The sequence below is a fragment of the Streptomyces sp. NPDC015346 genome (assembly GCF_043078785.1).
Classification (GTDB): Bacteria; Actinomycetota; Actinomycetes; order Streptomycetales; family Streptomycetaceae; genus Streptomyces.
Map to the genome: position 1 here is coordinate 520,537 of NZ_JBIBTW010000005.1, position 19,433 is coordinate 539,969.

11 protein-coding genes are annotated in these 19,433 nt (G+C 72.9%); 7 read left to right on the forward strand and 4 right to left on the reverse strand.

Translation table 11 applies throughout. The features are described 5' to 3' along the window. Positions 1-88 precede the first annotated feature (88 nt). From ACF06X_RS21365 to ACF06X_RS21395, 7 genes are all read left to right on the forward strand, one after another. Positions 89-1,420 carry an MFS transporter gene (locus tag ACF06X_RS21365; RefSeq protein WP_392288833.1) on the forward strand — a complete coding sequence of 444 codons (1,332 nt, stop codon included), beginning with the start codon at positions 89-91 and terminating at the stop codon, positions 1,418-1,420. A 116-nt stretch (positions 1,421-1,536) separates the two neighbouring features. Beyond that, positions 1,537-3,282, forward strand: coding sequence for a glycoside hydrolase family 3 protein (locus ACF06X_RS21370; protein ID WP_392288834.1), 1,746 nt, complete (start codon positions 1,537-1,539; stop codon positions 3,280-3,282). Positions 3,283-3,454: 172 nt separating this feature from the next. After that, on the forward strand, positions 3,455-4,528 hold the full coding sequence (gene surE / locus ACF06X_RS21375; RefSeq protein WP_392288835.1) for a 5'/3'-nucleotidase SurE: 1,074 nt from the start codon (positions 3,455-3,457) through the stop codon (positions 4,526-4,528). 191 nt (positions 4,529-4,719) lie between these two features. Then, positions 4,720-5,394: a spermidine synthase gene (locus ACF06X_RS21380; RefSeq protein ID WP_392288836.1), complete on the forward strand. Its 675-nt coding sequence runs from the start codon at positions 4,720-4,722 to the stop codon at positions 5,392-5,394. A 59-nt stretch (positions 5,395-5,453) separates the two neighbouring features. Next, positions 5,454-6,191, forward strand: coding sequence for a response regulator transcription factor (locus ACF06X_RS21385; RefSeq protein ID WP_361850494.1), 738 nt, complete (start codon positions 5,454-5,456; stop codon positions 6,189-6,191). A 38-nt stretch (positions 6,192-6,229) separates the two neighbouring features. Further along, on the forward strand, positions 6,230-7,315 hold the full coding sequence (locus ACF06X_RS21390; RefSeq protein ID WP_392289038.1) for an ATP-binding protein: 1,086 nt from the start codon (positions 6,230-6,232) through the stop codon (positions 7,313-7,315). 295 nt (positions 7,316-7,610) lie between these two features. Then, positions 7,611-11,408, forward strand: a complete 3,798-nt coding sequence (locus tag ACF06X_RS21395; RefSeq protein WP_392288837.1) for a multifunctional oxoglutarate decarboxylase/oxoglutarate dehydrogenase thiamine pyrophosphate-binding subunit/dihydrolipoyllysine-residue succinyltransferase subunit — start codon at positions 7,611-7,613, stop codon at positions 11,406-11,408. A gap of 90 nt (positions 11,409-11,498) precedes the next feature. Here the strand turns inward: ACF06X_RS21395 and fxsT are convergent, their stop codons facing one another. From fxsT to ACF06X_RS21415, 4 genes are all read right to left on the reverse strand, one after another. Then, complete coding sequence (gene fxsT / locus ACF06X_RS21400) at positions 11,499-14,507, reverse strand: FxSxx-COOH system tetratricopeptide repeat protein (protein ID WP_392288838.1); 3,009 nt, start codon at positions 14,505-14,507, stop codon at positions 11,499-11,501. A gap of 57 nt (positions 14,508-14,564) precedes the next feature. Next, the gene (locus tag ACF06X_RS21405) at positions 14,565-15,893 is read right to left on the reverse strand and encodes an aKG-HExxH-type peptide beta-hydroxylase (RefSeq protein WP_392288839.1); all 1,329 of its coding nucleotides are present in this window, start codon (positions 15,891-15,893) and stop codon (positions 14,565-14,567) included. Positions 15,894-15,926: 33 nt separating this feature from the next. Then, entirely contained in the window at positions 15,927-16,121 is a 195-nt protein-coding gene (locus ACF06X_RS21410; RefSeq protein WP_392288840.1) for a hypothetical protein, read from the reverse strand. 189 nt (positions 16,122-16,310) lie between these two features. Next, positions 16,311-19,430, reverse strand: coding sequence for an SAV_2336 N-terminal domain-related protein (locus tag ACF06X_RS21415; RefSeq protein WP_392288841.1), 3,120 nt, complete (start codon positions 19,428-19,430; stop codon positions 16,311-16,313). Positions 19,431-19,433: the final 3 nt, after the last annotated feature.

Genomic DNA, 19,433 nt, shown 5'->3' on the forward strand with positions numbered 1-19,433 from the left:
AAACCTAGTGGTCACTCGGTTTTCACGCTTAGCCTGAGCGCGCCCAGGCCGGCACCCGCCGCCGGCCCGTGATCGATGGAGTCCCCCTATGGCCATCACCCACGACCCGGCGGACGCCGTCGGCGTCGGAGCCGGCGTCAGCTCCCCCGCCCCGGTCCCCCCGGGCCCCACCCCGCCCACCGCCCCGGCGAAAGCCCCGGCGAACGCCCCCGCCAAGCTGGTCCTCGGCCTCGCCCTCGCCCAGCTCGGGCTGATGGTCGCCGTCCTCACCCCGGTGATGGTCACCCTCGCCCTGCGCGTGGCCCAGATCGTCCCGGAGGCCGACCGCGGCGCCGCCCTCGGCAAGGTGCTCGCCCTCGGCGCGGTCCTCGCCATGATCGGCAACCCCGTCTTCGGCGCCCTGTCGGACCGTACGACCAGCCGGTTCGGCCGCCGCCGGCCCTGGCTGATCGGCGGCATGACCGTCGGCCTGGCCGGTCTCGCGGCCGTCGCCACCGGCGGGAGCGTCCCGGCCCTGATGCTCGGCTGGGCCGTCGCCCAGCTCGGCTGCAACGCGGCCATGGCCGCCCTGGTCTCCTGCATCCCCGACCTCGTCCCGCACCATCAGCAGGCCCGGGTCTCGGGCGTCGTCGGCATGATGACCTCGATCGCGCTGGTGCTCGGCTCCTTCCTCGCCGACGCCTTCCGCTCCTCGATCGCGCTGGCCTTCCTCGTGCCCGCCGTCATCGGCCTGGCGTCCGTGGTCCTCCTCTCCGCGGTGATGCGCGACCGGCCGGCGAAGGCCGGCGCCTTCCCCCCGTACGGCGTCGCCGAGTTCCTGCGCAGCTTCTGGGTCTCCCCGCGCCGGCACCCCGACTTCGCCTGGAACTTCGTCGGCCGCTTCCTGGTCTTCGTCGGCATCGCCTGCGTCACCAGCTACCAGGTGTACTTCCTGATGGACCGCCTCGGATACAGCCAGGACGAGGTCTCCGGCAGGCTCCTCACCGGCATGGTGGCGATGGTGGCCGCCGTCGTCGCGGGCTCGCTGCTCGGCGGTGTGCTCTCCGACGGCTCCGGCCGCCGCAAGCCGTACGTGCTCGCCTCCTCCGTCGTCATCGGCGCCGGCCTCGCCCTCATCGCCACCGCCCACTCCTTCGGGATGTTCGTCCTCGCCCTCGTGGTGTTCGGCTTCGGCGAGGGGCTCTACCTCTCCGTGGACGTGGCCCTCGCCGCGGCCGTCCTGCCCGACCCGGAGGAGTCCGCCAAGGACATGGGGGTCCTGAACATCGCCAACGCCCTGCCCCAGTCGCTCGTCCCGATCATGGCGCCCGCGCTGCTCGCGACCGGGGGCGGCGGCAACTACGGCGCGCTCTTCCTCTTCGGCGGTGTGGCCTGCGTCCTCGGCGCGGCCGCCGTCCAGTTCATCCGCTCGGTCAAGTGACACCCCCCTGGCACACGGCGGCACACAGCGACACCCAGCGGCACCCAGCGGCACCCACTGGCACCCCAGAACGCCCAGCACGCCCAGCACACCCAGTGACATCCAGGAGCCCGGACATGCACCCGTACCAGGACCCCGCCCGTCCCGTCGCCGAGCGCGTCGAGGACCTCCTCGCCCGGATGACTCTGGAGGAGAAGGCCGGTCAGCTCTTCCACTCGATGCTGATGATGAACCCGGACGGCACCCCCGTGACCGAGACGGACGGCTCGATGCTGCCGTTCACCACCCCGGAGCTGATCGAGGGCCGCCACCTCACCCACTTCAATCTGCTGGGCACCTACGGCGCCCGCGAGATGGCCCGGTGGCACAACGCGATCCAGGAGATGGCCGCCGCCACCCGGCTGGGCATCCCGGTCTCGCTCTCCACCGACCCGCGCCACGCCTTCACGGACAACATCGGGGCCTCGTTCGGCGCGGGCGCGTTCTCGGCCTGGCCGGAGGCGCTGGGCCTCGCCGCGATCGGCGACCCGGAGCTGGTGTTCCGCTTCGCCGACACCGTGCGCCGCGAGTACCTCGCGGTCGGTTTCCGTACCGCGCTCCACCCGCAGATCGACCTCGCCACCGAGCCCCGCTGGGCCCGCCAGTCCGGCACGTTCGGCTCGGACGCCGCCCTGACATGCGAGCTGGTCCGGGCGTACGTCCGCGGGCTGCAGGGCGAGGAGCTCGGACCGGAGTCGGTCTCCGCGATGGTCAAGCACTTTCCCGGCGGCGGCCCGCAGAAGGACGGCGAGGACCCGCACTTCCCGCACGGCAAGGAGCAGGTCTATCCCGGCGGCATGCGCGACCACCACCTGGAGCCCTTCCGGGCCGCCGTCGCCGCCGGCTGCTCGCAGATGATGCCCTGCTACGGCCGGCCCATCGGCACCGACTGGGAAGAGGTCGGCTTCGGCTTCAACAGGGGAGTCGTCACGGGGCTGCTGCGGGAGGAGCTGGGCTTCACGGGGATCGTCTGCACCGACTGGGGGCTGCTCACGGACGCGACGATCTTCGGCGAGATCCACGAGGCGCGCGCCTGGGGCGTGGAGCACCTGAGCGTGGCCGAACGGGCGGCGAAGGCGCTGGACGCCGGCTGCGACCAGTTCGGCGGGGAGCAGTGCCCCGAGGTGATCGTCGAACTGGTGCGCGCGGGCCGGGTCTCCGAGGCGCGGATCGACGACTCCGTACGTCGGCTGCTGCGGGAGAAGTTCGTCCTCGGCCTCTTCGACGAGCGGCGGTACGTCGATCCCGACGAGGCCGCCGAGACGGTCGGCCGCGCCGACTTCAAGGCGGCGGGCGCCGCCGCCCAGCGCCGGTCGCTCACCGTCCTCACCGACGGTCCGCTGCCCCTGTCGGGACGGCCGAAGCTGTACGTGGAGAACGTCGACCGGGTCGTCGCGGCGGCGTACGGCGACGTGGTGACCGCCCCGGCCGAGGCCGACCTCGCCGTGCTGCGGCTGCGCACCCCGTACGAGGAGCGGCCGAACCGCTTCGAGTCCTTCTTCCACTCCGGCACCCTCGCCTTCGAGGGGCCCGAGCCGGCCCGCGTCCTCGCGCTGCTCGCGACGGTCCCGACGGTGGTCTGCGTCAACCTGGAGCGGCCGGCCGTCCTCCCCGAGATCGCCGAGCACGCGGCGGCGCTGATCGCCGACTACGGCGCGAGCGACGAGGCCCTGCTCGACGTGGCCTTCGGCCGGGCGAAGGCGGAGGGCACGCTGCCCTTCGAGCTCCCGCGCTCGATGGCGGCGGTGGCCGCGGCCCGCCCGGACGTACCGAACGACACGGCGGACCCGGTCTTCCCCCACGGCCACGGCCTGAAGCTCTGACCGGCCCGAACTCTGACCGGCCTGAAGCTCTGACCGGCCCGAAGGCCACCCATGGACCGCGGGGTACCTGAACGACCCCGCGTGATCCGGGGCCCTCCCGTGGGGGGGCAGGGCCCCGGATCGACCCCGAAGCCCCACCCTGCCTTCACGCACCCGAAGGGACCGCACTCCCATGCGCACGTACCTCGCCCTGACCACGGCCGCCGCCGTCCTCGCCGGAGTGGGCGCCACCGCCTACGCCGCCACCCCGGCCGCGCCCGCTCAGGACGCCCGGCCCCTCACCGGACTCCGCGTCCTGATCTCCAACGACGACTCCATGCGAGCCGCCAGAGCGAACAACTCCGACGGCCTCGGCCTGTACGAACTGCGCCGCGCCCTGTGCGCCGCCGGCGCCGACGTCGTCGTCATGGCCCCCTGGCAGGTCCAGTCCGGCAAGGGCACGGCCGTCACCAACGGCGGCGTCGTCACCGCCCAGCGCCGCACCACGCTGCCCGCCGGCTACGAGAGCGACTGCGCGGGCGCCCCCTCCCAGGGGGCCGTCTTCGGCGTCTGTCTCGCCGACGGAGCCTGCGCCGACGACACCCCGAGCGCGACCCCCGCCGACACCGTCAAACTCGCCCTGCGCGGCGGCCTCAAGGCGAAGGTGGGCTGGTCCGAGCACCCGGACCTGGTCCTCACCGGCATCAACTCCGGCCCGAACGTCTCCGCGAGCGTCAACGACTCCGGCACGGTCGGCGCGGCCGTCGCCGCCATCGACCAGGGCGTGCCCGCGATCGCGTTCTCCTCCTCCGGCGACGCGACCAACACGTTCTTCCCCCTGGCGAACTACCGCGTCCACGCCGACTTCGGGGCCCGCCTCGTCGCCGGCCTCGTCGAGCGCGACCTCCTGAACCCGGCGTTCGCGCTCAAGGTCGACTACCCCGACGTCAGCGCGGGGCAGCGGGCCAAGGCCCCGGTGTGGACCCGGGTCGGCGACGGCGCCGTCGTCTTCCACGACTTCCGGCAGCGCGGCGGCGCGGGCGGCGACACCTTCGACATCGCCCTCGGCCTGTGCCCCCTCGACGGCAGCGGTGCCGGGGAGTGCGCGGAGGGCCGTGCGGACGCCGACTCCACCTGGCTCCTGGACAAGGGCCATGTCACGATCGCCCCGATCACCTGGGACCGGACGTACGGCACACCCGTCGACGCCCGCCGCGAGCTGAACCGGGTCGAGCGGTACGTGCGCCACGACGCCCCCCGGCCGTGACCGCGCCACACCGTAGGCCCGTGACTCCGCGGGCCCATGGCTCCGTAGCTCGGTAACTCCGTAGCTCCGTAGCTCCGTGGCTCCGTAGCTCCGTAGCAACTCCCTCCCGCCGGTATCCGTTTGTCCCGGCCCGCCCCGCCCGGCGAGGATGGCCGGGACCGTCCGCCGAGCCGAGACCGGAGTGAGTGAACATGCCGAACCCCGTCATCCTCGACCGCCGCGAGGGCCCGTACGGCGAAGTCGTCCTGCGCAGACGCGCGGAGCACTTCGAGATCATCGCCAACGGAACGTTCCTGATGGACACCTCCGACGGGCGGTCCGAGCGGCTGCTGATCGACGCGGCGATGGACGCCCTCCCCCCGGAGCGGGCGGACGGCGGCCCGTCCGTCCTGATCGGCGGCCTGGGCGTCGGATTCTCGCTCGCGCACGCCGCCGCTGACCCCCGCTGGAGCCGGATCGCGGTCGTCGAGCGCGAAGAGGCCATCATCGACTGGCACCGGGGCGGGCCCCTCGCGGCCATCTCCGGCCGCGCGCTCGCCGATCCGAGGTGCGTGATCCTGCACACGGACCTGGTCGAGTACGTCCGTACCTCGCCCGACACCTATGACGCGCTCTGCCTGGACATCGACAACGGACCCGACTGGACCGTCACCGAGGACAACCAAGGCCTGTACTCCGCAGAGGGGTTGGCGGCCTGCGCCGCCCGGCTGAACCCCGGCGGGATCCTCGCCGTCTGGTCCGCGAGGCCGTCCCCGGATTTCGAGGAGTCGTTGCGGAATGCCGGATTCAACGGGGTACGGACGGAAGAGATCCCCGTTGCCCGGGGCGTCCCCGACGTGGTGCACCTCGGCGTCAGGCCTGCGTAGCCGGGACGCCACCGGTGCCTCTAGGCTTCTGGCCGACATCAGCGATGCGAGGCGGGGCAATGGAGCAGACACACACCACTCACCACGGTGCGGCGGCCACTCCGGGCGCGCAGAGGCGGGTGCTGGTCGTCGAGGACGACACGACGATCGTGGATGCGATCTCCGCGCGGCTGCGGGCGGAGGGGTTCCTCGTCCAGACGGCGACCGACGGTCCGGCCGCGGTGGACGCCGCCGAGGCGTGGCAGCCGGACCTGATGGTGCTCGACGTGATGCTGCCGGGCTTCGACGGTCTGGAGGTGTGCCGCAGGGTCCAGGCCCAGCGGCCGGTTCCGGTCCTGATGCTCACGGCGCGTGACGACGAGACGGACATGCTGGTCGGGCTCGGCGTCGGCGCCGACGACTACATGACCAAGCCGTTCTCGATGCGTGAGCTGGCGGCCCGCGTGCACGTGCTGCTGCGCCGGGTGGAGCGGGCCGCGCTCGCGGCGGTGACCCCGCGCAGCGGGATCCTGCGCCTGGGCGAACTGGAGATCGACCACGCGCAGCGCCGGGTCCGGGTCAGGGCCGAGGACGTGCACCTGACGCCGACCGAGTTCGACCTGCTGGTCTGCCTGGCGAACACGCCGCGGGCGGTCCTCTCGCGCGAGCAGCTGCTCGCGGAGGTGTGGGACTGGGCGGACGCCTCCGGGACGCGGACGGTGGACAGCCACATCAAGGCGCTGCGCCGGAAGATCGGCGCGGAGCGGATCCGTACCGTCCACGGCGTCGGATACGCGCTGGAGACCCCGGCGCCGTGAGCCGGCGGGTGGGGCGGGGCGAGCCGCGGACGGCGCGGCTGACGGCGCGGCGCGGGACCCGGCGGCGCCGGCTGGTGATCTCGATCAAGACCAAGCTGGGCGCGCTGGTCGTCGGGGCGGTTCTGCTGACCTCGGCCCTGGCGCTGGTGGCGATCCGGACCTCCACGGAGTTCCGCTACATCACGATCTTCGCGATGATCGCGACCCTGCTGATCACCCAGTTCGTGGCGCAGTCGCTGACGGCGCCGCTGGACGAGATGAACACGGTCGCCGGGTCGATCTCGCGGGGCGACTTCAGCCGGCGGGTGCGGGGCGCCGACCGGCGCGACGAGCTGGGCGACCTCGCCTCGACGATCAATCGCATGGCGGACGACCTGGAGGCCGTCGACCGGCACCGCAAGGAGCTGGTCGCCAACGTCTCGCACGAGCTGCGCACCCCGATCGCCGCGCTCCGCGCCGTCCTGGAGAACGTGGTGGACGGTGTCTCCGAGGCCGATCCGGAGACCATGCGGACGGCCCTGAAGCAGACCGAGCGGCTGGGCAGGCTGGTGGAGACGCTGCTCGACCTGTCACGTCTTGACAACGGTGTCGTCACGCTCAAGGCACGCCGCTTCGAGGTCTGGCCGTATCTGTCGGGGGTCCTCAGGGAGGCCAATCTCGCCGCCTCCCAGCGTGGCCTCACCTCCAGCTCCGGCCTCCACAACCGTACGGACGTCCATCTGCACCTCGACGTGTCGCCGCCGGAGCTGACCGCGCACGCGGACGCGGAGCGGCTCCACCAGGTGATGGCGAACCTGATCGACAACGCCGTGAAGCACTCGCCGCCGCACGGCCGGGTGACCGTACGGGCCCGGCGCGGGCCGTGGCGGGACTCGCTGGCCCTCGAGGTCGAGGACGAGGGCCCCGGCATCCCGGAGGCGCTGCGGCACACGGTCTTCGAGCGGTTCAACCGGGGACAGGTGCCGGCCCAGGCGGGTCCGGGCAGCGACGGCGGTACGGGACTGGGGCTGGCGATCGCCCGCTGGGCGGTGGATCTGCACGGCGGCGAGATCGGAGTGGCCGAATCGTCACGCGGATGCCGGATCCAGGTCACCCTTCCGGGCAGCCTTCCGGCGCGGGATTGACGTAGGGTCGAACCGGAAGGGCACGTTCTGCGTGTACGTGAGCAGGGTGTACGTGAGCAGGACGTGGTCAGGAGATGGTCAGGGTTGTGTCCGGGAACGGGCGGCGGCCGCGCTTTCGTGTACCCGCGAGAGGGCAGAACCACGCTTGTTTCCCGCCAATCCATGCGCCGAAACACTCCGTCAAGTGTGACTTGCACGACGTTGGAGTGCCCGGCCTGCACCTCTCGGCCAGGGAGGCGTAGCCTTTATTTCCGCTGTCCATCACCTTGTGAAGCGGAAGAGGGCGGTTACCGCCGTGTCGTCTCAGTCCCCCAGTACCCCGAGTACCTCCACCGACCAAGACGGGCAGGGTCAAAACCCTGCGACCGCCTTCGGCGCCAATGAGTGGCTCGTCGACGAGATCTACCAGCAGTACCTCCAGGACCCGAATTCGGTCGATCGTGCCTGGTGGGACTTCTTCGCCGACTACAAGCCCGGCTCGACGGAGGCTCCCGCCGCCGCGCCGCAGGTGAGCCCCGCACAGGCCGCACCTGCCGCTCCGGCCGCCCCCGCCGCCGCTCCGGCCGCCGAGGCCGCCCCGGCCGCGGCTCCGGCCCAGGCCGCCGTACCGGCCCCCGCCGCCCCGGCGCCCGCGCAGCCCGCCGCCGCGGCTCCGGCCCCGGCGAAGGCGCCCGCGCCCGCCGCGAAGCCCGCCCCGGCCGCCGCGAAGGCCGCCGAGGCCCCCGCGGGCCCGGAGCTCGTCCCGCTGCGCGGCCCCGCCGCCGCCGTCGCGAAGAACATGAACGCCTCGCTGGAGGTGCCGACGGCCACGTCCGTCCGCGCCGTCCCGGTGAAGCTGCTCTTCGACAACCGGATCGTGATCAACAACCACCTCAAGCGCGCCCGGGGCGGGAAGATCTCCTTCACGCACCTCATCGGGTACGCGATGGTGCAGGCGATCAAGGCCATGCCGTCGATGAACTACTCCTTCGCGGAGAAGGACGGCAAGCCGACGCTGGTCAAGCCGGAGCACGTGAACTTCGGCCTCGCGATCGACCTGGTGAAGCCCAACGGCGACCGCCAGCTCGTCGTCGCCGGCATCAAGAAGGCCGAGACCCTGAACTTCTTCGAGTTCTGGCAGGCCTACGAGGACATCGTCAAGCGCGCCCGCGTCGGCAAGCTGACGATGGAGGACTTCACCGGCGTCACGGTCTCGCTGACCAACCCCGGCGGCCTCGGCACCGTCCACTCCGTGCCGCGTCTGATGCCCGGACAGTCGGTCATCATGGGCGTCGGCTCGATGGACTACCCGGCCGAGTTCCAGGGCACCTCCCAGGACACCCTGAACAAGCTGGGCATCTCCAAGGTCATGACCCTGACCTCGACCTACGACCACCGGGTCATCCAGGGCGCCGCCTCCGGCGAGTTCCTGCGCGTCGTCGCGAACTACCTCCTCGGCGAGGAGGGCTTCTACGACGAGATCTTCAAGTCCCTGCGGATCCCCTACGAGCCGGTCCGCTGGCTCAAGGACATCGACGCCTCGCACGACGACGACGTCACCAAGGCCGCCCGGGTCTTCGAGCTGATCCACTCCTACCGGGTCCGCGGCCACGTCATGGCCGACACCGACCCGCTGGAGTACCGCCAGCGCAAGCACCCCGACCTGGACATCACCGAGCACGGCCTCACCCTGTGGGACCTGGAGCGCGAGTTCGCGGTCGGCGGCTTCGCCGGCAAGTCGATGATGAAGCTCCGCGACATCCTCGGCGTGCTCCGCGACTCGTACTGCCGCACCACCGGCGTCGAGTTCATGCACATCCAGGACCCGAAGCAGCGCAAGTGGATCCAGGACCGCGTCGAGCGCTCGCACTCCAAGCCGGAGCGCGAGGAGCAGCTGCGGATCCTGCGCCGACTGAACGCCGCGGAAGCGTTCGAGACCTTCCTGCAGACGAAGTACGTCGGTCAGAAGCGGTTCTCGCTGGAGGGCGGCGAGTCCGTCATCCCGCTGCTCGACGCGGTCATCGACTCCGCCGCCGAGTCCCGCCTGGACGAGGTCGTCATCGGCATGGCCCACCGCGGCCGCCTGAACGTCCTCGCGAACATCGTGGGCAAGTCGTACGCGCAGATCTTCCGCGAGTTCGAGGGCAACCTCGACCCGAAGTCGATGCACGGCTCCGGCGACGTGAAGTACCACCTGGGCGCCGAGGGCACCTTCACCGGCCTGGACGGCGAGCAGATCAAGGTCTCGCTCACCGCCAACCCCTCGCACCTGGAGGCGGTCGACCCGGTCCTGGAGGGTGTCGTCCGCGCCAAGCAGGACGTCATCAACAAGGGCGGCACGGACTTCACCGTCCTGCCGGTCGCCCTCCACGGTGACGCGGCCTTCGCCGGCCAGGGTGTCGTCGCCGAGACGCTGAACATGTCGCAGCTGCGCGGCTACCGCACCGGCGGCACGGTCCACATCGTCATCAACAACCAGGTCGGCTTCACCGCCGCCCCGGAGTCCTCGCGTTCCTCGATGTACGCGACCGACGTGGCCCGCATGATCGAGGCGCCGATCTTCCACGTGAACGGCGACGACCCGGAGGCCGTGGTCCGCGTCGCGCGGCTCGCCTTCGAGTTCCGCCAGACGTTCAACAAGGACGTCGTGATCGACCTCATCTGCTACCGCCGCCGCGGTCACAACGAGGGCGACAACCCGCAGTTCACCAACCCGCAGATGTACAACCTGATCGACAAGAAGCGTTCGGTGCGCAAGCTCTACACCGAGTCGCTGATCGGTCGCGGCGACATCACGCTGGAAGAGGCGGAGCAGGCGCTCCAGGACTTCCAGGGCCAGCTGGAGAAGGTGTTCGCGGAGGTCCGCGAGGCCACCTCGGCGCCGGCTCCGGCGCACAGCCCGGAACCGCAGCCCGAGTTCCCGGTCGCCGTCACCACCGCGGTCTCCCAGGAGGTCGTGAAGCGGATCGCCGAGTCGCAGGTCAACATCCCGGAGCGGATCAAGGTCCACCCGCGTCTGATGCCGCAGATGCAGCGCCGCGCGGCCTCCATCGACGACGGCACGATCGACTGGGGCTTCGGCGAGACCCTCGCCATCGGCTCGCTCCTCATGGAGGGCACGACGGTCCGGCTGTCCGGCCAGGACTCCCGCCGCGGCACCTTCGGCCAGCGGCACGCGGTCCTGGTGGACCAGGAGACCGGCGAGGACTACACCCCGCTGCTCTACCTGGCCGAGGACCAGGCCCACTACAACGTCTACGACTCGCTGCTCAGCGAGTACGCGGCGATGGGCTTCGAGTACGGCTACTCCCTGGCCCGCCCGGACGCGCTGGTCATCTGGGAGGCCCAGTTCGGTGACTTCGTCAACGGCGCGCAGACCGTCGTCGACGAGTTCATCTCCTCGGCCGAGCAGAAGTGGGGCCAGACCTCCGGGGTCACGCTGCTCCTGCCGCACGGCTACGAAGGCCAGGGCCCGGACCACTCGTCCGCCCGCCCGGAGCGCTTCCTCCAGATGTGCGCCCAGGACAACATGACGGTCGCCATGCCGACCCTGCCGTCGAACTACTTCCACCTGCTGCGCTGGCAGGTCCACAACCCGCACCACAAGCCGCTCATCGTCTTCACCCCGAAGTCGATGCTGCGTCTGAAGGCGGCGGCGTCCAAGGCGGAGGAGTTCACCACCGGCGGCTTCCGTCCGGTGATCGGCGACGAGTCGGTGAACGCGGCCGACGTCCGCAAGGTCGTCTTCTGCTCCGGCAAGGTCTACTACGACCTGGACGCCGAGCGTCAGAAGCGCGGTGTCACGGACACGGCGATCATCCGTCTGGAGCGCCTGTACCCGCTGCCGGGTGCCGAGCTCCAGGCGGAGATCGCCAAGTACCCGAACGCCGAGAAGTACCTGTGGGCGCAGGAGGAGCCGGCGAACCAGGGTGCCTGGCCGTTCATCGCGCTCAACCTGATCGACCACCTGGACCTGGCGGTCGGCGCCGACATCCCGCACGGCGAGCGCCTGCGCCGGATCTCGCGTCCGCACTCCTCGTCCCCGGCGGTCGGCTCGGCCAAGCGCCACCAGGCCGAGCAGCAGCAGCTGGTCAACGAGGTCTTCGAGGCCTGACCCGCTGTTCCGGTACGAGTTCCGGTACGTACGGAGGCCCGGCACCCCGATGGGGGTGCCGGGCCTCCGGCGTGTCCGGGTGCGGTCAGGTCAGACGTACGCCTCGAAGTCCCAGTAGGGGCGGTTGCGCTGACGCGCCGAGAGGGTGTGGGGGTGCTGGGCGCCCAGTGTGCGGGTGAGGGTGAGCAGCGCGTCCTCCTCGACCTTTCCGGCCTCCTCCACCTCGCGCAGGCCGCGCAGGTCGGCGGCGAGGGCGATCTGGCAGGAGAGGGTCAGCGGGTGGTCGTTGCCCAGGACGTGGCGGGCCCGCCGCAGCGTCTCGCGGCTGAGCTCGGTGGCGTCGGCGACGCGGCCGTTGAAGTTCCGGGCGGCCGCCGCGTTGAGCGCGCAGCCCAGGACCCAGGGGTGGTCGGGCCCGAGGGAGGCGGTGAGGCCGGCGAGCGAGGCCTCCAGCATGGCCATGGCGTCGGCCCGCTCGCCGGAGGCCTGCATGACGAGGCCGGTGTTGGCGAGCATGCCGGTGGCGAAGGGGTGGGCCGGGCCGAGGAGCGAGCGGTAGCCGGACTCGGCCTCGGCGATGAGATCCCTGGCCTGGGCCAGGTCGCCGTGTTCGCGCAGGTAGTTGCCGTAGTCGTTGACGAAGGACAGCGTGACGTAGTGGCCGCGGCCGTGGACCTGTTCCAGCTGGTCGAGCACGCTGGACATGAGGGCGCCGATGTCCTGCTGGGAGCCGCCCTCCCGGCGCCGGCACAGGGCGAGCTGGGCGCGGGCCTTGAGGGTCTGCGGATGGAGCGGGCCGAGGAGCTGCACGTGCATCCGGAAGGTGGACTCCTGGCGGGCCAGGGCGTCCCGGTAGTGGCCGAGCAGCCGCAGGTCCTGGGCGCAGGCGATGCTGGAGTTCAGGGTGTTGGCGTGCCGGGGGCGCAGGACGGTCTCGCGCCGGGCGAGGGTTTCGACGTCGAGGTCGTACGCCTCCTGGTAGCGGCCGAGGAGCCGCAGTCCGACGCCGAGGTTGTAGCGGGCGACGAGGGTGACGAACTCGGTCTCGCCGAGGAGCCGTTGGGCTTCGTCGAGGACCTCGCGCTGGAGGGCCTCGGCCTCGGTGTACTGGCCGAGGTGGCGCAGATCGCTGGCGATGGCGCCGTTGCAGAGCATGATGGCGAGCTCGTCGGGCGGTGAGGCGAGGCGGAGCCGCTGCTGGAGCGCGTGGTCCAGCTGGTAGGCCTCGCGGAACCGGCCGCTGGCGCGCAGGACGTTGCCCTCCTGCGTCGTCAGGTCGAGGAGGGGCTGGGAGAGCGGGTCCATGAACCCGGTCCAGCTGGTGCGGATCTTCTCGGCGAGCCGCACGCCGGCGGTGAACTCGCCGCTGCGGTAGCAGTAGCGCAGGCAGTTGAGGACGGCGTTCTGGATCCTCGGGTTGCGGCTGGTGAGGGCGCCGGAGGGTTCCAGGTGCGGCAGCAGTTCGGCGTAGCGGGGCCACTGCCGGCTGTCCATCGGGTTGCCGGGGTCCGCCTCGGCGAGGAGGGTGCGGACGGCCTTGCGGTGGTCGGCGCGGTGGGGTCCGTCGGTGAGCCGGGCGACGATGTCGTGGACGAGCCGGTGCATGTGCACGGACTCCTGGTGCGGTCCCATCTCCGTGCTGGTGACGGGGCCGCGGCTCTCGCGGGTGAGGACGGAGTAGTTGACGAGGGTGTCGAGGGCGCGGGTCCAGGCGGGCAGGTCGGTGGCCATCCAGCGGAGCTCTTCGGGCAGTTCCGCCTGCGGGTAGGCGCGGACGATGCCGAGGGGGATGCGGCCGGGGGCGAAGGAGGCGCAGAGGCTGAGGATCTCGACGGCCTGCGGCTGGGCGCGCCGGAGCCGGTTGATCAGTATCGACCAGGAGGTGAGGGAGGCGTTGGGGAAGCCGTCGCCGCCGGTGGGCTCGTCGACGGTGGAGAGCCTGCCCTCCCTGACCATGCGCAGGTACTCGGGGACCTCCATGCCGGACTCGCCGAGCCAGGCGGCGGCCTGGACGAGCGGCAGGGGTACGTCGCCGAACTCGGCGGCGACCTCGTCGGCCTCCGGTCCGCTGATGTGGGGGGCGCGGCGCATGAGGTAGCCGGTGGACTCGGCCCGGTCGAAGCTGGGCACCTCCACGATCTCGGTGTGTTCGGCCCAGCCGCGGTTGCGGGAGGTGATCAGCACGTGCCCGGGGCCGTGGGGCAGGAGGACGCCCGCGCCCTCGGTGTCGTCCCAGCCGTCGAAGACGACGAGCCACTTGGCGTGCGGGTCGCCCCTGCGCAGTGCCTCGCGTACGGCTCGGATGCGTTCGCCGGGTTCGTTGCCGGCGGGCAGGCCGAGTTCGGCGGCGAGTTCGCCGAAGCGGTCGCGCTGGACGTTGCGGTCGTCGGAGTTGACCCACCAGACGACGTCGTAGTCGGGGCTGAACCGGTGGGCGTACTCGGCGGCGATCTGGGTCTTGCCGATGCCGGACATGCCGAGGAGGGTGCAGGCGGCGTTGCCCCGGTCGGCGTCCATGAGGCGCTGCTGGAGTTCGGCGAGGAGGTCGTCGCGGCCGGTGAAGCGGGGGTTGCGGCGCGGGACCTCGCCCCAGATCTCGGGGGGCGTGTCGGGGTAGCGGGCGAGCGTTCCGGGCAGGGGGCGCCGGCCGACGGGGCGGCGTGGTTCGAGGGCGAGCCGGGAGAGCAGGCGGGCCTCGGCCTCGTCCTCACCCACGCCCCACAGGCTGACCGGTTCGAGGACGGCGGTGGCGGGCAGCAGCGGCCGGTTGGTGAGGTTGACGGCGGCGAAGCGGTCGGCGTGGGCGGCGACGAAGCCGCGCAGGACGTCGTTCCACTCGCCGGCCGGGCGCGGGCCGAGTTCGAAGAACCAGTCGTTGAGGACGAGGAGGACCTGGCCCCGGGCGAGCAGCAGGTCGCCGAAGGAGTCCTCCAGGGGCACCTCGCGCGGGGGGTCCCAGCGTTGCAGGGTCGTCCTCAGGCCGTGGCTTTCGAGGCGCTGTGCGATCCAGGTGGCCCAGGGGCGGTGATAGCCCGGGAAGACCACCAGAACATGTTCCGGCGCCGCCGCGGCGCCGCCCGTCCGCCCTTGTTCCGCCATCAGCGTCTCCCTGTCCCGCTCACGCGCCACGTACTGTCATCGTCCGTCGACACAGTGTTACCCAAGGGCCGTCCGGCCTGTGCCGAGGCTCGCATGATGCCTCTTCATCTGCCGGGTGAACTCCCGCCCGGCGATGGTCAGTTCATCGGATTCAAGCAGGATCTCCAGGGCGCCGCCCACCTGATCGTGGAAGCGCTCGAACTGCTGCCCGGCGCTCGTCCGCCATGCCGCCGACAGGCCGCCCGCCGCCGCGGCGCGGCGCCACAGGTCGGTGAGCGCGAGGTGCGCGTAGGCGCCCTGGAGCACTCCCGCGATGGGCCGCGGGTCGGAGCGCCAGCCCACCTGGTGCCGGGCGGGCCGCCCCGGCCGGTGGAGCGGTACGAGTTCGTGGAGGGCGGCGAGCTTGCTGTGGTGGGTCTCGTGGACGAGCGTCTCGGCCATCGCCCGCGCGCTCGACGGCAGGGAGGCCAGCACGGCTCCCGGCGCCGCGCGGAGGGTGGCGCTCATGTGCGCCGACCGCGGGCCGCCGGGGGCGAGCGGGACGACCGCGCGGACCAGGCCGGCGACCTCCGTCGCCCGGGCCGGGTCGACCTGCCGCAGGAGCTGCTGGGCGGCGCGCCAGCGCCCGTCCCAGGCGTCCGCGTCGGTGTGGTCGCGCTCGCCCGCGGCGCGGGGCGGGGCTCCGACCCCGTCCGGTGGCACCCGGTACGGATCCAGGTCGTCGAGGACGGCGGTCGCCCCGGGCAGGGTGCGCAGCACGGTCCAGCCGGTGCCGAGCCCGGTCAGGGTCCCGGAGCGGGGATCGGCGAGGTGGAGGACCGCCTGGCCGGTGCGGGACCCCTCGGGCCCGATCCGTACGAGCCGGCTGCGGGCGCGGACCCGGATCCGTTCGCCGTCCACCAGGAGCCGTCCGACGCCGGTCAGCGAGAAGCTGCCCCCGGGGGCCGTGACGGTGAGGTCGAGCGGGCAGCCGGCCCGGAGGGCGGCGGTGACGGCGATCGACTCCAGCCGGTCGAGCCTGCGGTCGAGGGCCGGCCCCTCGGGGGCGGCGAGGGCGGCCGCCAGCCAGGCCCCGGTCGTCGGATAGTCGAGGACCTCCCGGACCACGCGCGGGTGGGCCCGCTCAGCCTGTTCGAGGAGGCTCCAGGCGGCCTCGAAGCGCCGGGCCACCGCGCTGTCCACGCTCTCCCCGCAGCGTTTGACCCGGACCAGCAGGGCCTTCAGGAGCAGCAGCCGCCGGGAGCGGAGTCCCGCGCGGAGGGCGGCCATCCCCGCCGTCGCGGGGCCGGTCCTGGCCAGCTCCGTGAAGTCGGCCGGGGACAGGAGGGCGGCGGTCGTCATCCGGTCCCCCGAGGAGCCCCGGCGGGCGGCCGCGTCCGGCGACATCTGACCGAAAAGGAGCGGTGGGAGGGGGGACCGTCAGGGGTTGCCCTCGCTGACCCAGGACTCGCCCAAGTCCCGTGACCGGCCGAGCACCCGGTCGACCGCGGCCACGAGCTCGGGGTGGTCCATGTCGCGCAAGGTCCGCAGGTCGACGGCGGTGAGGTCGGGCAGGGGCGGAGCCTGACCGGCGTCCGGGTCGCCACCGGTCGCCCACTCCCTGTGCTCCAACACCCTCGGCTCCTTCTCACCGACGCCTGTCCCCCACGGTCGTAGCGGCGGAGCGGTTCTTCCCGACACCGGGAAGTCAGAAACCCGTTCGACTCAACTGCGCCCATTCACGCCCCCGTTATCCAGCCGTCTCTCCGGTCGCTCTCTCCGTAGGTCTGTCCGTCGGTCTCCACGGTCCCTTTCTACGGCGGTCTATCCGGTCGGTTGTTCGCTCCATGGCCACCAGGGCGGAGCGATCCGCCGCCGTTCCGCTTCGGAGGCGTGTCCCGGGAACGGTCCCGGCCCGGCGTCCACCTCCGCCAGGAGCGCCCTCGTCCGCTCCACGTCGCCGCGGTCCACCTCCACCGAGGCGGCGGCCAGCCGCCGCCACCGCTCGGCCGCGGCCCGCAGCACGGCCTTCGCCCCGGTCGTGCGACCCATGAGCCACAGCAACGCGCCCTGCGCGTGCAACGCGCGGGCCCCGGTGATCGTGCCCGGGGTGTCGCCGTGGGCGGACCGGGCGTCCTCCGCGGCGCGCTCGTAGGCCGTCAGCGCGTCGCCGAGGCCACCGTCCCGGGCGGTTTCGCTCAACTCCAGCCTCACCCGTCCTAGTTGCAGCCACACCTGGGAACGCGTTCCCGGATCGCGGGTGGCGCGCACCGACTGCTCAAGGAGATGGCGGCTCTCGAACAGGTCGGGCAGGAAGCCGGCCCGGTGGAAGCGCAGGGCCAGCACGCCGCCGATCAGGATCCTGGCCCTGGCCCGGGCGGGGGCGTCGGCGGGCAGGGCGGTGAGCGCCTCGCGCAGCACGCCCTCGGCGCGGTCGACCGGTTCCGTACCGGTGGCTTCGGCGGCGCGCCGCATCAGCGACTCGCCCCAGGCCAGCAGAAGCGTGCCGCGCCGCTCGCTCTCGGGGGGCGCGAGCAGCGTGGCCTGTTCATAGGCGGCGTCGGCGGCCGGTCCGTCGCCGGCCGTGTCGTACAGCCGGGAGCGGGCGGTGGTCCAGCGCAGCCGCAGGGCCGTGCTCTCGCCGAGGAGGGGTTCCGCACGGTCGAGTACGGCCTCGATCTCGGCCGGGTCGGCGGCCGCGAGCGCCAGGGCGTCGGCCAGGTCGAGCAGGGCCGGTCCGCTCTCCCGGAGCCGTACCGCGGCGGCGAGTTCGGCCGCCGCGCCCGGGCCGTCCGCGCGGGCGAGCAGCAGCCGCCCGCGGCGCAGGTGGAGCGTGTGGCGGTGGTGTTCGGGCCACTCCCCCGGGTCTCCGGCGAGGGCGGCGAGCGCGGCGTCCAGTCGTCCGGGGTCATCGGTGAGCCGCCACTGGGCGTGGCGTACCACCGCCAGTTCGAGCCGGGCCTCCGCCCGCTCCTCGGCCCCTTCCTCGCTCTGGGGGTCGGCCCGTTCGGCGGCGGTCTCGAGCGCGTCGGCGGCGCGGGCCAGCAGCTCGGCCTGCCGTTCGGTGCCCCGGACGGCGGCGGTGCCGGCCTCCGCGTACAGGACGCGTCCGAGGACGATCCGGGCGCGTACCGCGTCCCCGGTCAGGGCCGCTTCGGCGCGCTCGCGCGCCCCGGCCAGGAGCGAGGGGTCGGACTGGTCGTACCACCGGGCGAGGAGCCGGCGCGCCTCGGCGAGCGGCTCGGGGGTGACGAGGTCGGGGTGGTAGAAGCGGAGCACGCGCGCGGGGATACGGGCGAACAGCTCCGACTCGGGCCCCTCCGGGGCGATTTCCTCGTCGGGCTCCTCGGCGGTGGGGGTCGTCTCCTCGTCGGCGCCGTGCCCGGCGAGCCGGGCGGCGGCCAGCGCCGGGAAGTTGCGCATGCCCTGGCCGAAGTGGCGCTCCACGTACTCGGAGCAGTGCTTGAGGACGAGGGCGGCGGCCCCTCGGTCCAGCGAGCCGAGGAGGTGCTGCTGGACGCCGGGTGGATAGCTGTAGCAGGGGTACGGGGTGGGGCCGGGCAGTTGGCGCAGCAGGCCGCTCAGCAGGACCTCGGCGAGCTCCATGGGGCCGGTGTCGGGCAGCATCGCGCGCTGGACCAGTTGCATGACCGGGAGCGCGAGCGGCGCCGCCGCGAGGTGGACCGCGAGCCGCAGCGCCCCGGGCGAGGCTCCGGCCCGGAAGGCGCGCAGCAGTTCGTCGTCGGTACGGACCGGTCGTGCGGGGGCGCGGTCCGGGGCGGCGTACGGGGCCGCTGGGTCGCGGTGTGCCGGGCGGGGGGCGACACGGGCGGCCCAGCCGCGCACCGCGCCCGTGCCGCGGCCGCCGAGCAGCCGTGCCCAGGAGGCGAAGGCCTCCGGTGTCGGGGTGAGGACCGGTACCGCGCGGGAGTCGGCGGCGACCGGCTCCCAGGGCTCTTCGTCGGAGACGAAGAGAGTGTGCCCGCCGGGGGCGGCGGGGCGCAGCAGCGTGCCGGGTTCGACGGGCAGCGCGGTCCGCGACCACAGGCGCGGGGGCAGGGGCTGGACGACGGCGAGCGGGGAGCGCCGGGGCCACTGGTGGATGAGCCGCTGGGCGGCGCCGCGCTGCCAGAGGGGTCCGACGCAGTCGCTGACGATCAGAGTGAGCCGACGGCCGGTGGGGTCGTGGAGCTGGTCGCCGGGGCGCAGCCGGGGCCGGCCGTCGGCCCCCGAGGTGGTGGTGACGAGCGGCGGCCCTTCACCGGTGTCGTAGAGCCGGTGGACCTGGACGTCGCGGAAGGCGCCGGACTGCTGGCAGGCCTGGCGCAGCTCCTCCACCATCCGGTCCCAGACGACCATGGCGGGTCCGGTGTCCATGAGGAGCTGGATGTCGGGGCGGCGGGCGGCGGCGGGGCGCAGGACGGGGAGGAGGATGCCGGCGGCCGCGCTGCGTTCGGCGGTGGCCTCCTCGTCGAGGAGTCCCTCGCCCGGCCGGAGCGGGAAGAGGGCGTACCGCCGCAGCGGGCGGAGCGCCTTCTGCAGTCCGAGGAGCCCGGGCAGGGCGTTGGCGCCGGGGGCGCGTACGGGCAGGGCGGCGCCGCTCCGTGCGCCCCGGCCGGCCGGGGCCGCGCCGGCGGACCGCATGTGGAGGGCGACGCTGTCGGGGCCGAGGGTGGGGAGCGGGTCGGGGTCGGGAGCGCTCTCCGGGGCCGGCCCGCCCTCCCGGTCCGTGGCCGGTTTTCGACCCTGCCGGGGTGGTTCGCGGACGGCCTCGTCCGCCGGCGGGCCCACGGTGGGGTCCAGGCCGGTGCCCGGGCCGGTGTCCGGGCCGGCGCGCGGCAGCCACTGGGCCAGCCAGACGGCGTCCGCCACCTCTTCGGCGGTCGGGTCCTGTCCGCCGGCCCGCAGTCTGCGGGTGAGTTCTTCCAGATGCATCCGGTGCATCCG

Bases quoted from the DNA above. Each gene is read 5' to 3' on its own strand.
- ACF06X_RS21365 (WP_392288833.1), top strand. From the start codon at position 89: ATGGCCATCACCCACGACCCGGCGGACGCCGTCGGCGTCGGAGCCGGC.
- ACF06X_RS21370 (WP_392288834.1), top strand. From the start codon at position 1,537: ATGCACCCGTACCAGGACCCCGCCCGTCCCGTCGCCGAGCGCGTCGAG.
- surE (WP_392288835.1), top strand. From the start codon at position 3,455: ATGCGCACGTACCTCGCCCTGACCACGGCCGCCGCCGTCCTCGCCGGA.
- ACF06X_RS21380 (WP_392288836.1), top strand. From the start codon at position 4,720: ATGCCGAACCCCGTCATCCTCGACCGCCGCGAGGGCCCGTACGGCGAA.
- ACF06X_RS21385 (WP_361850494.1), top strand. From the start codon at position 5,454: ATGGAGCAGACACACACCACTCACCACGGTGCGGCGGCCACTCCGGGC.
- fxsT (WP_392288838.1), bottom strand. From the start codon at position 14,507: ATGGCGGAACAAGGGCGGACGGGCGGCGCCGCGGCGGCGCCGGAACAT.
- ACF06X_RS21405 (WP_392288839.1), bottom strand. From the start codon at position 15,893: ATGTCGCCGGACGCGGCCGCCCGCCGGGGCTCCTCGGGGGACCGGATG.
- ACF06X_RS21415 (WP_392288841.1), bottom strand. From the start codon at position 19,430: ATGCACCGGATGCATCTGGAAGAACTCACCCGCAGACTGCGGGCCGGC.